This is a genomic window from Mucilaginibacter sp. (assembly GCF_036383575.1).
Classification (GTDB): Bacteria; Bacteroidota; Bacteroidia; order Sphingobacteriales; family Sphingobacteriaceae; genus Mucilaginibacter.
Genome location: NZ_DASVOB010000152.1, coordinates 1 through 13,795, shown reverse-complemented (window position 1 = coordinate 13,795; position 13,795 = coordinate 1). Strand labels below are relative to the sequence as shown.

General features: G+C 41.5%; 10 protein-coding genes. 6 read left to right on the top strand and 4 right to left on the bottom strand.

The window, feature by feature from the left end; all coding sequences use genetic code 11:
• The 4 genes from VF500_RS05555 to VF500_RS05540 all read right to left on the bottom strand — a co-directional run.
• Nucleotides 1–1,063: SusC/RagA family TonB-linked outer membrane protein (locus tag VF500_RS05555; RefSeq protein ID WP_330858721.1), on the bottom strand; the 1,063-nt coding region annotated here is incomplete at its 3' end.
• Between the two features lie 249 nt (nt 1,064–1,312).
• Entirely contained in the window at nt 1,313–4,207 is a 2,895-nt protein-coding gene (locus VF500_RS05550; RefSeq protein ID WP_330858720.1) for a triple tyrosine motif-containing protein, read from the bottom strand.
• A gap of 101 nt (nt 4,208–4,308) precedes the next feature.
• Nucleotides 4,309–5,265 carry a rhodanese-related sulfurtransferase gene (locus tag VF500_RS05545; RefSeq protein WP_330858722.1) on the bottom strand — a complete coding sequence of 319 codons (957 nt, stop codon included), beginning with the start codon at nt 5,263–5,265 and terminating at the stop codon, nt 4,309–4,311.
• A 144-nt stretch (nt 5,266–5,409) separates the two neighbouring features.
• On the bottom strand, nt 5,410–7,890 hold the full coding sequence (locus VF500_RS05540; RefSeq protein WP_330858719.1) for a DUF5686 and carboxypeptidase regulatory-like domain-containing protein: 2,481 nt from the start codon (nt 7,888–7,890) through the stop codon (nt 5,410–5,412).
• 130 nt (nt 7,891–8,020) lie between these two features.
• Between VF500_RS05540 and kbl the strand changes: the two genes are divergently transcribed.
• From kbl to VF500_RS05510, 6 genes are all read left to right on the top strand, one after another.
• A complete protein-coding gene (gene kbl / locus VF500_RS05535; RefSeq protein WP_330858718.1) occupies nt 8,021–9,211 on the top strand; it encodes a glycine C-acetyltransferase in 1,191 nt (396 codons plus the stop codon).
• Nucleotides 9,212–9,325: 114 nt separating this feature from the next.
• Nucleotides 9,326–10,360 carry a phenylalanine--tRNA ligase subunit alpha gene (gene pheS / locus VF500_RS05530; protein ID WP_330858717.1) on the top strand — a complete coding sequence of 345 codons (1,035 nt, stop codon included), beginning with the start codon at nt 9,326–9,328 and terminating at the stop codon, nt 10,358–10,360.
• The gene (locus tag VF500_RS05525) at nt 10,357–10,770 is read left to right on the top strand and encodes a hypothetical protein (protein WP_330858716.1); all 414 of its coding nucleotides are present in this window, start codon (nt 10,357–10,359) and stop codon (nt 10,768–10,770) included. Before pheS ends, VF500_RS05525 begins: the two co-directional genes overlap by 4 nt.
• Nucleotides 10,770–11,351 carry a TetR/AcrR family transcriptional regulator gene (locus tag VF500_RS05520; RefSeq protein ID WP_121233697.1) on the top strand — a complete coding sequence of 194 codons (582 nt, stop codon included), beginning with the start codon at nt 10,770–10,772 and terminating at the stop codon, nt 11,349–11,351. Before VF500_RS05525 ends, VF500_RS05520 begins: the two co-directional genes overlap by 1 nt.
• 345 nt (nt 11,352–11,696) lie before the next feature.
• The gene (gene creD, locus VF500_RS05515) at nt 11,697–13,031 is read left to right on the top strand and encodes a cell envelope integrity protein CreD (RefSeq protein ID WP_330858715.1); all 1,335 of its coding nucleotides are present in this window, start codon (nt 11,697–11,699) and stop codon (nt 13,029–13,031) included.
• 333 nt (nt 13,032–13,364) lie between these two features.
• A partial coding sequence (locus VF500_RS05510; protein ID WP_330858714.1) for a TRAM domain-containing protein occupies nt 13,365–13,795 on the top strand: 431 nt, incomplete at its 3' end.

Below are 13,795 nucleotides of genomic sequence, written 5' to 3'. Positions count from 1 at the left end.
TTTTAGTTGGCTTAAAATCATTTGATAAGTGAACTGTGTAGCGCTGATAATTATTTGTTTTGGCTAAACCGTCCTGATTAAGGTAACCGAATGAATAATTGTAAGTATACTTATCTGTACCGCCGCTTATTGATGCCTCATGATTGGTAGTAAATGCTTTGCGCAATATTTGTTTGTACCAATCGGTTCCTTTACCATAACTGGTCGGATCGGCAAATATTGGAACAATAGGCGGATCATTAGGCTGTTTGTTCAACACCTGCAATTCATCAACTGCAGTGGCATATTCAGTGCCATTTGCCATTTTTACCTGGTTGGTAACAGCCTGAAGACCTACATATCCATTGTAATTGATAACTGGTTTGCCTTTTGTACCACGTTTTGTTCCGATTAAAACTACGCCGTTGGCTGCACGGATACCATAAATAGCTGTACTTGACGCATCTTTCAAAATGCTGAAGCTTTCAATATCCTGCGGGTTAAGGAAGCTGATATCATCGTACCAAACACCATCGACCACAAATAATGGTTTAGTATTACCGTAAATGGTACCTAAACCACGAATGGTAATGTCAGGTGATTTGCCTGGCGTACCGCTGTTAGTGATTTGCACGCCTGATACTTTACCCTGTAAACCGCTCAACGCGTTAGGTGAAGCCTGTTTGGCAACATCAGCACCCTTAACGGTAGCAATTGAACCGGTTACATCAAGCTTTCGCTGAGTACCATAACCTATTACAACTACCTGTTGCAGTTCATTGGTTTGTGGTTGCAGAGCTACGTTAATGGTTGTTTGCCCGTTAAGAGCTACCTCTTGCGTGGCATAACCTATATAAGCTACCGATAATGTTGCGTTACCTGGAGTCTTAAGAGTAAAAGCTCCGTTTACATCTGTTTGGGTACCTATAGTTGTTCCTTTAACTGAAACAGACACGCCTATTAAAGCCTCGCCTGTTTTTCCGTCGGTTATTTTACCTTTAATTGTAACGTTTTGTGCAAACGCTGCGTCATAACAAAATAACAGTAACAACATCAACCCTGAAATAGTAAAAATTCTTTTCATAGTGGTTAATAAATAATACGGATTGAAAAAATAATTGGTTTATTGATTTGCAAAGCTGTACAGATAATCAACTTTTAACAAATAATATAACTCAACATTAATACACCACTATAAGAATACTTTCTCATGAAATGTTTTTACCAATCATAACAATCTATTTAACAGCGAGTTAAAAGCAAGAACACTACTACACAACCTGCATAGCAGCCGATACTTCAAAAAGACACTATGAGAGGTAATGATGTAGTGTTATAGCTCGATGAGAAACTCGGTAAGGTTTTTATCATGCTCCAAATTGAGCTTTTTACGGAGCCTGTAACGCCGGATTTCCACACCGCGTAATGAAATATTAAGTAGGGATGCCATCTCCTTACTGCTCATGTTCATGCGCAGGTATGCGCATAGCTTAAGGTCATTTGGCACAAGATCCGGGTGGCCGGCTTTCAATTTTTTAAAGAAATTTTCGTGGGCTTCATTAAAACTGGTTTCAAAAATATTCCAATCCCGATCATCACTCATGCCCTCGTCAATCACTTTTTGTATGCGGCGCAATTGCTCGTCGGCAAGCTTCTTACCATCGCCCCCTTTCAGGTGGGTTAGCTCGTCGCTTATTTTTTGCAGCAATTCATTTTTATAAACTATGTTCATAGCCGAATTTGCAAGCTCACGGCTTTTGCCTGCCAGGTCGGCTTGCAACTGCTCATTCTTTATATTGATAATGTGTTGTTCATTAGCTATAGCCTCCTGTTTCAAAAATTCCTCCTTTTCTTTTTGTAGTTTTTGGAGTATCTGTTGCTGATGTTTTTTTAATTTAAGACCATAGTAATACCTGATCACATAAAACAGCAATACAGCCAGGAGCACATAAAATACCATGGCTATTTTACCGGCATACCATGGCGGCAATACCGTAAAGGTTATTGCTGAAACAGCCGATTGATACTGATCATTGATCTTGGCGCGCACCTTAAAATTATAGGTACCCTGATTAAGGTTGGTAAATTCCTTTTGGCTTTGCGGTGTCCACTCGCTCCATTGATGCGAGTAGCCTTCCAGATAGTATTGAAACCTGATTTTGGCTTGCGTGTAGTAAGGTAAAGAATAACTTATGCGGATGTTATTTTCAGCGTAAGGTATTTCAATGTTATTGCTATCCTCAGCCGCCTCGCTTATTAACGAAACCTTGTCGGTAACATTCTCAATCCTGCGGATCAGCACATTGGGTATTTTGATCCTATTGGGCAGCTGGGCGTCCGCGTCATTCAATATTACAAATCCATCATCAACACTTATCATATAAGTTGAATTGTTGATACGATTAATGGTTTCATAATGCTGTACCATTTGCCCGTTCAGGATAGAAAACCTGTTGGTATCGATAGTTAGCTTGCCGGAAACAGACATATCTGCCAGGCCAACCCGGCCCTGGTTAATAAACCAGTATTTTTTGCCAATGGCCTTGATGATCTTGCTTGAGGTTGCAAATGTGCCCAGCTTGCTGTTAAGCTGCTGATATTTATAAAACCTGTCGGTAATATCGTCATACACGTAAAAACCCGAATCTGACGAGAAAACAGTGCGATTATCAAGGTCAAATACGTTAATGTTGTAGCTGCCCGGCAAACCGTGTTTTTTGTCGTAATAAACGTGCGATACTACAGTACGCTGATCGGCACTTAAAGTGAGTTTATATATGCCCTTATAAGCATGGCTCACCCAAATCTGGCCCTTGGCATCACGTTCTACATAACGCGAGGGTTCACTAAAGCCCGCCAATTTGTGACTATATTGCCAATTTCCCGCCGCGTCTTTCCGGTAGATCACGAGGCCGGTATAAGTTCCCTGCATAAGCATATCGGGTGCCATTTTCTTCATAGTCCACCCACCTGTTATATCTGAGATCTTTTTTATCGAGGCCCCGTTTACCTGGTATGTTCCGTCGTTGTGGCCGCAAAGCAACCTGTTATCCTGTAACGACAAATCCCATACCTGCCCCTGCGAGCCTGGAATTAGTTTAAAATCAAATGTTTGAAAGAGATTATTATGGCTATCGGGGAGCCAATCGCTGTAAAATAACCCCTGGTTTGTACCCAGGTATATCTTTTTATCAAAAATGATACTTGAATAAACCGTGCCAAACTTACCCGTTTTGTCGAAATAAAAATACAAAGGCGAGTTAACTTCAATTCTGTCTATACCATTATCCAGTCCGGCCCAAAGATTTTGCCCCGCATCGGTATAAAGGCTTAACACGGTATTGTTTTGCATACCGCTGGCTTTATTAATATGCTGTACAACACGCCCGGCGGTATCAATGATCACAATACCGTTAAGGATAGTACCATAGGCAAAATACTTATTGGCAATAGCTGCTCCGTTATTTAACTGATAAGTTGTTAAAAAATCATTAGCCTGATTGGCCCATGGTTTAACCGTTTTACCATCATAGATAAACAGCCCGCTTTTTGCCGTACCTATGAGATATTTACCATGCTGAAAAGGCAAAATAGATAATACACCACTTGCACCTAAAATATTGCTGCCTTCAATATATTCAAGCTTTGAGCCTTTAAGCTCAAAAAGGCCTTTGGTTAGTTGCTCTGCAAAAAAGCGACTACCACTTTTAAAAAGGAACAAATACGGCTTATGCGTATTTACTACCTCAATTTTACCCGCAGCATAAATATATATAGCACCGAACGATTGGAAAAGCACCCTGTTGTTATCGCAATATATTTTCCATATTTCTTCGGTTACCGGCAAAAATTTTTTTGGCACCAGGTTAATAAGCGATGTATATTTTAAAATGCCCTTATCATCGTTATGCCAGTAACCAAACTCACCATACCCGCCTGCATAAACCCTGCCCCTGCCATCTGCACTAACTGAGCGTACGATCAAGCCGTTGGGCATATGGTATTGTTGCCAATATTTACCATCAAACGTAAGCAGGCCTTCTGCATTGCCAAAGTACATGATATCGTGCTCATCGCGCGTTACCGACCAGTTTTGATTGCCAAACTGATAAATTGCCTTGGTATAGTTTTGAATATAAGGAACACCTACGCTTTTAATATCTACCGACCACGCCGGCCAAACCGATATAAAAAGAAGAACGATAATAATACACAGGGTTTTACGCATAGGATGTAGCGACTCAATTTACTAAAGTAGTGTTTGTACCCGACAAAATAAAAAAGCCTACCCTTAAGGATAAGCCTTGTATAATAATTGCACCACAGCTGTTATACTACTGGTTGCAGTTTGCTTTTGCTCACGTTTACCGGTTGAGGCACTTTTACATAATAACCGGTACCATCATAAACACGTTTACGCGGATGATCTTTACAGGCGTCGCTGCAGCAGCCATCCATAGCAGTTCCGCACTCATCGCACTGGGTAAAATGCTCATTACACTCGGGGTTGGCGCAATTGATCATTTTAGGAGTGGTTTTACCGCAATTTAAGCATGTTGAAATAACAACCGGGTTAACGCTGTTCACATCAACCGAAAGGCGGTTATCAAACACATAACACTTGCCTTCAAAATCTTCGCCGCCTGCTTCTTTACCATATTTAATGATACCGCCATGCAGCTGGTAAACTTCAGGAAAACCTTCGTGCAAAAGCAATGCCGATGCTTTTTCGCATTTGATACCGCCGGTGCAATAAGTCAGGATCTTTTTATCCTTGTACTTTGCCAGCTCATTGATCATGTCCGGAAAATCGCGGAAGTTATCAATATCAAGCGTTACCGCGTTTTTGAATTTGCCTAAAGAGTGCTCGTAGTTTGAACGAACGTCCAATACAACCACATCATCCCTGTCCTTCATCGCCAAAAATTCTTTTGGTTCCAGGTGTTTGCCTGTTTTTTGTTTTGGGTCGATAATGTTAGGATCACGAAGGCCAGAGTGTACGATCTCTGATTTATAACGCACGTGCATTTTTACAAACGATGGCGTATCTACCTCGTCAATTTTAAACTCGGTTTTAGCAAAACGCTCGTCGGCGTGTACGGTATCCATATAGGTTTTGCAGGCTTCAACAGTACCCGAAACGGTGCCGTTAAGCCCTTCGTCGGCTACAATAATACGACCGGTTAAACCTAAGCTTTTACAAAATTTTAAATGATCGGCAGCAAATTGCTCCGCATCAGCTATTGTTGAATAACAATAGTATAGTAGGGTATTATACATTTCCATAAAATCATTGATACTGCTGCAAACAGTGTTAAATGAGCGGCGCAAAGATAGCAATTTGAGCGGAAAGCTCAAAGCGGAAGGCTTAAAGCTAAAAAAATGCAAAGCTTTTAAAAAGCTTTTTGCTTTCAGCCTTCCGTTTTAAGCTTACCTGATTCCATAAAAGATCCTGAAGCCCTGGATGTATTTTTTATCCCCAGCATAGGATATACCATAGTCAACGCGGAAAATGAGGCGTTGTACACCCACATAAAACTCGCGGTAATTGCTGTTATTTTTGGTTGTAAGGTAGTTGGCACCGATAATTTCTTCGAGTTTAAGTTTCCTTAACAGCGGGATCCTGTTAAATAATGATCCGGCGAAGTTATGCTGATAATGTGCTTCTAAAAAAGCGCCGTTGGTACTGTAAGTATAAAACGGCAGGAAGTGGAAACTGCCCACATAGGTAGGGTCGAAAGTGGTACCCTGGTTACCTAAAAAGTGGTTATAATCCATGTAGTAAAGCGTGTTGTTGTTAAAAAAACCTCCTCCTGATACTTTAAATGATGAATAACCGGAAAGTCCTACACGGATGTGGTCCTGCGAAAGATCAACAGAAGCAAAATCATAGTCAACATCCGAGCCAATGACGTTTTTAAATCCCTTTCGGTAGTTTACCGTTAACGTTGGATATTTTGAAGGCAGGTTAAACTTGCCTGTAGGCCTGGTTTCATACCGCTGATCGAAAGTAAACGTTGCCGATGCGTTAAACACCAAAGCCTGGTTATCCGGAAACAGAAACGAATGGTCGTCGGCCGGCGTACCCGCGGGAGCCAAAGGATTGTTTGAAGTAAACTCGCGGTTCTTATTATCCTTTATCTTGCTAAAGGATGTGTTGTACAACTGCGAACGGCTTGAATAAGAAAAACCTCCTTTTAAGAAAACGCCGTTTAATACCTCACGCTGGTAACCAAAATTGCCGTAATGGCTTCGGTAATACTTAACATAGTTGTTTTCACTCAACAGTGTACTCAGCGTATTGAAATATAAGGAACGTGTACCTACGTTATTAAGGTCGAGTACATCGCTGCCAAAATCGGCATAAAACTTAGCATTATGGAAAGGATCATTCTTGTACTCAAAGCCCATATTGGCGCTGAAGATCTTGTTGGAGAAACCATAACGCACAGCCGGGGTAACCGTCAGCGAATGAAAATCATCAATAGTACGGATATAACTTACCTTGGCGTTAATCCCAAAGCCCTCCACCGTGTTGTAATAAAACGTTTGTAGAAACGGGAAAATGTATAATGAATCCCTGTTGCTTTTATTGCTGGCAGCGTAACCAAATATCAGGTAGCCGGGATAATTAATACGGTTTTTATGATGCTGAAGTGAATCAAGGTAAGTATCCGTTTTTTTATATTCTTCAAAGGCATCTTTTTTCCTGTAATCACGGTCTTCAAATGCAGTTAAGGGTATCGGCCGTGCGTTTGACCAGTAATCGGGCTTTTTACTATTCGCTACTGTATCAATTTTTAAGATCTCGCCGGTAAAAAAATCATCCGGAAAAGTTGGATTGATTTTATAGTTGTTATAAACAGCAGCATAATAACCGCCAAATTTAAATCCGAAAACAGCCCCTTTAAAGCTGTATTGGGTTGATGCCGGCATCCATACACTATCGGTTATAGCTATGTATTGCTGTCTGATCTTTAAAGTATCAACCAGGTTAAGGTTGCTTGTTTTATTTTCAACAAACAGGTCAACACTGTAAATGCGCCAGTCGCCATCAACAATATAAATATCCCCCTGAAAATACTGGCCATGCCCACGTTTAGGGGTAACATGAATTTTATGAATAGTATGCCCGTTCTCAACCGAAGTCCCCAGCAGCCTGTAGTTATAAAATGTGAAACCATATGATGCAACCGGTGAAACAAAGCCGCGGGTAGCCAATCCGTTGATGATAAATACATTCTGATAAAAATTGGCCTGAAGGTCGGACGCTTTTTTGTAGCCGAAAGCAGTGTTCTGCCCCGCCATACGGTTGGCAATGGTGATCTCCCTTACCTTGTTGGGCTTTTGAAAGTTATATTCAGACAATGATTCGGATTGATACAGGATTCCCCGGCCATTCGTATCAAGATCAAGGGTTCTCCTTACCTCCTGCCCCAGCAACGATTTGGGTACGCTCAGCAATTTTTGTACCCCTTTAATATAAACCGCACATGAGTATGATGCGGCTTCCTCAATATAGTATTTACGTTTCTTTAACACCTGCTTCATGATGGTATCGGCAGCGTCACGATTTTTGCGATAAGTTTCAGCTACCCTGCCGGTGCTAAATACTTCATCGGCCATTTGTACGTTGTGTTCCTGATCCTGGTCAGTTACGGTAACCTGCTCTATCTTTTCGGTATAACCAACATAGCGGTATATCACATTATAAGTACCCGGACTAAGTTTAAACTGGTAAATACCATTTTCATTAGCTGTGGTACCATATGTTGAATTGCGGATGTAAATGGAAACAAAAGGGATAACCTGCCCGTTTTTGTCGGTTATTTTTCCTGTTAAAAGTGATTGCTGTGCAGAGGCGGTTATTACGCTGAAAGCAGTGATCAATAGTAGTATGTATTTTCTCATATGTTACTTATGTGTAATACTTTAGGGCTTAAAAATGTTTTATTATTCACTTAATAATTATTTAAGGTTTAATAAACCCAACAAAAAGATTGCTAATGCTTAATTTTGCCCTCTTTAAAACACGCACACTATGTACAACACACTAAAGCCGGTTTTACAGCAGGAATTAACCGAAATTGAAAACGCCGGGTTATACAAAAAGGAACGGATCATTACTTCGCCCCAGGGAGCTGATATCACCGTGCAAAGCGGTGCTGAAGTAATTAACTTTTGCGCCAATAACTACCTTGGCTTATCAGGCAATGCCAAAGTGATCCAGGCAGCCAAAGATGCTATGGATACCCATGGCTACGGTTTATCATCTGTACGTTTTATATGTGGTACACAGGATATTCATAAAGAACTTGAAAAAAAGATAGCCGAATTTTTAGGTACTGAAGATACCATCCTGTATGCTGCGGCTTTTGATGCCAACGGTGGCGTGTTTGAACCTTTGTTTAACGATCAGGATGCTATTATATCCGACGAGCTGAACCATGCTTCCATCATTGACGGTGTACGCCTGTGCAAAGCCCAGCGTTACCGTTACAAGCACGATGACATGGCCGACCTGGAAGAGAAACTAAAAGCTACCCAGGAACTGCGTCACCGCATTATTGTAACCGATGGAGCATTCAGCATGGACGGTACCATTGCCCAATTGGATAAGATCTGCGACCTGGCCGATAAATACAATGCATTAGTGATGATCGACGAGAGCCATTGCTCTGGCTTTATGGGCAAAAACGGTCGTGGTACACATGAGCACCATAATGTTATGGGCAGGATCGATATCATCACCGGTACATTGGGCAAAGCCTTGGGCGGCGCATCGGGCGGTTTTACATCTGGCCGTAAGGAGATCATTGACATGCTGCGCCAGCGCTCACGTCCGTATTTGTTTTCGAATACTTTAGCTCCTGCTATTACCGGTGCTTCAATAGCGGTACTGGATATGCTGAGCGAAACCACTGAACTGCGTGATAAACTGGAAACCAATACGCAATACTTCCGTAAAAAAATGACCGAAGCAGGTTTTGACATTAAACCTGGCGTGCATCCTATAGTCCCAGTAATGTTGTATGATGCCAAGCTTGCCCAGGAATTCGCGGCAAAAATGCTTGATGAAGGTATTTATGTGATAGGTTTTTACTACCCGGTAGTTCCACAAGGCAAAGCAAGGATCAGGGTACAGATCTCCGCAGCGCATGATTTGCATCATTTAGATAAAGCTATTGCGGCGTTTACCAAGGTGGGTAAGGAGTTGGGAGTGCTTAAATAGTATTATATTTGCCGTCCTGCGTATAGCGATCAACTCATAACTATATATCTCTGCATCCGAAAAACAATCAGGAAGCCGGGATAACAACAAAAAAATTACAAATAACACATTATAATGCAAGCTCAGATAGACCAATATACCGCCGAGATCAATGCCTTTTCGCCAGCCAATGCCGACGAACTGGAAGCGTTCCGTATTAAATTTTTAGGCACCAAAGGTATTATTAAAGACCTTTTTGAGCAGTTTAAAAGTGTTAGCCCGGAAGAGAAACGCACTTTCGGTAAGGTACTTAACGAGTTTAAACAACTGGCAGAGGCTAAGTATAACGAATTAAAAGAAAACATTGGTTCAGGCCCGCAAAGCAAAGGCAACGATCTTGATCTTACTTTGCCCGGCGACGGCTTTACTATTGGCTCACGTCATCCGCTATCATTGGTTCGTAACGAGATCATCGATATTTTCAAACGCTTAGGCTTCGTTGTTGCAGAAGGCCCGGAAATTGAGGACGACTGGCATAACTTCTCGGCATTGAACTTCCCTGATGAGCATCCGGCACGTGACATGCAGGATACCTTTTTCATTAAAAAGAATAATGGTAAAGATGATATCGCCCTGCGTACCCACACATCATCGGTACAGGTACGGATGATGGAAGCAGGTAAACCACCGTTCCGCGCTATTATGCCGGGCAGGGTTTACCGTAATGAGGCTATTTCGGCCCGTGCGCATTGCTTTTTCCACCAGGTTGAGGGTTTATATGTTGACGAGAATGTATCTTTTTCCGATCTAAAGCAAACCCTTTACCACTTCGTTCAGGAGCTTTATGGCGAAGGTACTAAAGTGCGTTTCCGCCCATCATACTTCCCGTTCACCGAGCCATCAGCCGAAATGGATATTTCATGTACCATTTGCGGAGGTGCTGGCTGTAATATGTGTAAACACAGCGGCTGGGTGGAGATCTTAGGCTGCGGCATGGTTGACCCGAACGTTTTGGAAAACTGCGGTATCGACAGTAAAAAATATACCGGCTTTGCCTTTGGTATGGGTATGGAGCGTATTGCCAACCTCAAATACGTGATCCGCGACCTGCGCCTGTTTTCGGAGAATGACGCGCGTTTCCTTAAACAGTTCCAAACCGAAATGTTATGAGGAAATTATTGTTAATGATATTGGTAAGTATCACCTGTTTTTCGTGCGGAAAATCAGGTGATAACGTACCAAGCATACCTGTTAACTTCCAGGCTGCATTGGGTACCCCGGCATTAAGTCCCCTTAATGTGTCGGGCGGAGCAGTCTCCATCAATGGTTATGGTGTAGCCGGCCTGATCATCTACCGTAAAATAAACGGCACTTATGCGGCTTACGACCGGTGCAGCAGCTATCAGCCCGAAAAAAAATGTGCTGTAACCATTGATAATACGGGCTTTACAGTAACCGACCCCTGCAGCGGTTCAAAATTCAGCCTTGAGGATGGCACACCGGTAAAAGCCCCGGCAACAAAGGCATTACGATCATATAGGGTAGCCGTTACCCAGTTTGAAATTCAAGTAACTAATTAATGGAAGCCGATAAAATTAAAGATAGTATTAAGCGGGCAGCACAGGAACTTTTCCGCAAATTCGGGTACCATAAAACCAGTGTTAATGAGATTGCCAAAAAGGCTAAAATTGCCAAGGCAACTATCTATAAATACTTCGACAGTAAAGAGGCCGTATTGCACATTTTGCTGATGGACTACATCAAAGCCAGTGTTGATGACCTGGTACAAAGCAATGCAAACGATATTGATGAGGAGGCCTATCTCAACAACCTTATCATGAAAACCTGCCGCCTCTCCTACACCGTTTGTAACGAGTTTATCGGCTGGGATTTTATCCGTGAGTCAACCAACTCCCAGGATTTTTTAAAAAATCTCTCCAACGAGTTGGAAGAACTGCTTATGGCATCGTTTATCCAATTGCCGGGCATCCGTAAGCATGAAACTTACCAGCAGCGCTTACGCTTCCTGATCAAGTGCAGCAAAAGCATCGTTTTCAGCTTTGCCTTTACATCGGTAAGCGATTCGGACGTACGGAAAAATTTTGTTTCTTTTCAGAAAGAGATCCTGCCTTATTTGGTTAAGGCGGCGGTTTCAGTTTAAAATCTCCTTCAATAAAGCTGTCCAAAGAAAAAAACACTCATTGCCGTTGACTTTAGTCAACGGTTAAAGAAAAGGACAACCGGGCTTTAGCCCAAATTCAAGCGATATTTTGGCTAAAGCCTCTTGTCTTTAGCAATTATTCCATTGACTAAAGTCAACGGCAATGAATTTATTTGATAGTTATGTGAATGGCTTTCAAACAGCTTAAAATTATTCTGAGTTAAAATAAATAAATTAACTTTGAAATACAAAGTACTTTATATTATCTTTGTCATAGGCTTAATCAAAAGCCTTTCTTTTTAATCATAAACTTTGAAATACAAAGTACTTTATATCTAAACAATCATGATAGAGGAACAATCACCCAAACAAACAACTTTAGGCTGGCTCAAGGAATCGGCAACTTTTAAATTGATCTTTATCGGCATATTGGTGCTGTTATTACTTATTCCATCATCCCTCGTTCAAAACCTGATCACTGAGCGTTCCGGCCGGCAGGATGAAGTGATCAAAGAGGTTTCCGATAACTGGTCTGCCAGCCAGGTTATCAAAGGCCCTGTATTGGTTATTCCATATAAAAAACAGGTAAAATTTACAGATACCGTTACAAAAGAGGTTATTGAAAATCTCTACATCCTGCCCGAGAGCTTACATATTAATGCAGAATTAAGTACACAAATACTACACAGGGGAATATTTGACGTTGCTGTTTATAATACCCATGTAAAAGTACGTGGCACTTTCGGTGTTATTAATACTAATAATATGGGGATTGCCATGAGTCAACTTTTATTAAACACGGCAAGGTTTGAACTTGGCGTAGGCGATTTGAAAGGGCTAAAAACCAACCCTGTTTTAAAAACTAATAATCAAACACTAAATATTGAACCATCGTTCGGTGGCGAATCCCTATTTAGCGACGGCCTGCAATCGAAAGTTGATCTATCTACGGCAAATAGTACCCAAATACCGTTTGAATATGACCTTGATCTAAAAGGAAGCGAGGAATTAAGCTTTTTGCAACTCGGCAAATCCACCGATGTACTGGTGCATGGTAATTGGAGCAGTCCCAACTTTGAGGGTAGTCATCTGCCCGACGAACGCAAAGTTGGCAGCAATGGTTTCAGCGCCAGTTGGCATCTCCTGAATTATAACAGGCAATTGCCACAGCAATGGGTAGGAAAACCAACAAATCAAAGCAACAAATTGGAGTCAAACCCATTTGGCGTAAAACTTCGCCTCCCGGTTGATCAGTACCAGAAAACCATGCGCACCAGCAAGTATGCCATATTTATCATACTGCTCACTTTCATCTCCTTATTTTTAACCGAAGTTATCCGCAAACAGCCAATACATATGTTTAACTACATATTGATTGGCGCGGCTATGGTTATTTACTACACATTGCTGCTATCGTTTTCGGAGCAGGTTGGTTACAATATGGCTTACCTCATTGCATCTGTATCAACCATAGCACTCATATCCGTATTTATATCATCACTATTGAAAAACGGAAGGGCGGCTATACTATTCGCCTTTATTTTATCGGTGTTTTACGCGTTCATCTTTGTGATCATTCAACTGGAAGATCTTGCCTTAATGGTTGGCAGTATCGCGCTGTTTATCATTATAGCCGTGTTGATGTACTTTTCGCGCAAGATAAATTGGGATAAAAATTAAGCACTATACACATTAATCAGCAAAGGTTTCAGAAATCTTTGCTGATTATAAATTAAACCTTATACCAATTTGGTTTTTAGTTTAAAATTTACTATGTTAGCATAGTAAATTTTATTTTATGAGCCGCGAACTAACAGAACTTTCCGACCTGATTGACGAGCAATTTGAGATAGAAGATATTACCGTTGACGATAATGTGGTTAATTATCTGCTAAGTTTATTTGCTTAGAAATCCTGCTTAAGATCGCAACGTCTTTTAAAGGCGACCGGCTTTCTTTTGTCCCTCCTCTCCTATTTTCAGGATTAAATAAATAGGGTTAACTTTGCAGCCTGATGAGTAAAGCTAACAAACCAAAGTTTTTTGAAAACGTACAGATCATTGACATTGCCGAAGAAGGCAAAGGCGTAGGCAAAGCCAATGACTTTGTGCTTTTTGTAGATAAGGCCGTACCCGGCGATGTGGCAGATGTACAGGTATACCGTAGTAAGAAAAACTTCGGCGAAGGCAAGATTACTGAGTTAAAACAAGCTTCTGAATACCGCACCACTGCTTTCTGTGAGCACTTCGGCACCTGTGGTGGCTGCAAATGGCAGCACATGACCTACGAGGCCCAGCTTAAATTTAAACAAAAATCGGTTGTCGATGCTTTAAGTCGCCTGGCTAAGATCAACGTTGAAGGTATTATGCCTATCGTTCCATCTCCTGCCGACAGGTACTATCGTAACAAGCTTGAGTTTACCTTCTCTAACAAACGCTGGCTTTA

Excerpts from the sequence above, each read along its gene's own strand:
- VF500_RS05550 (WP_330858720.1), bottom strand. The coding sequence starts at position 4,207 with ATGCGTAAAACCCTGTGTATTATTATCGTTCTTCTTTTTATATCGGTT.
- creD (WP_330858715.1), top strand. The coding sequence starts at position 11,697 with ATGATAGAGGAACAATCACCCAAACAAACAACTTTAGGCTGGCTCAAG.
- VF500_RS05540 (WP_330858719.1), bottom strand. The coding sequence starts at position 7,890 with ATGAGAAAATACATACTACTATTGATCACTGCTTTCAGCGTAATAACC.
- VF500_RS05520 (WP_121233697.1), top strand. The coding sequence starts at position 10,770 with ATGGAAGCCGATAAAATTAAAGATAGTATTAAGCGGGCAGCACAGGAA.
- VF500_RS05545 (WP_330858722.1), bottom strand. The coding sequence starts at position 5,265 with ATGGAAATGTATAATACCCTACTATACTATTGTTATTCAACAATAGCT.
- pheS (WP_330858717.1), top strand. The coding sequence starts at position 9,326 with ATGCAAGCTCAGATAGACCAATATACCGCCGAGATCAATGCCTTTTCG.
- kbl (WP_330858718.1), top strand. The coding sequence starts at position 8,021 with ATGTACAACACACTAAAGCCGGTTTTACAGCAGGAATTAACCGAAATT.
- VF500_RS05525 (WP_330858716.1), top strand. The coding sequence starts at position 10,357 with ATGAGGAAATTATTGTTAATGATATTGGTAAGTATCACCTGTTTTTCG.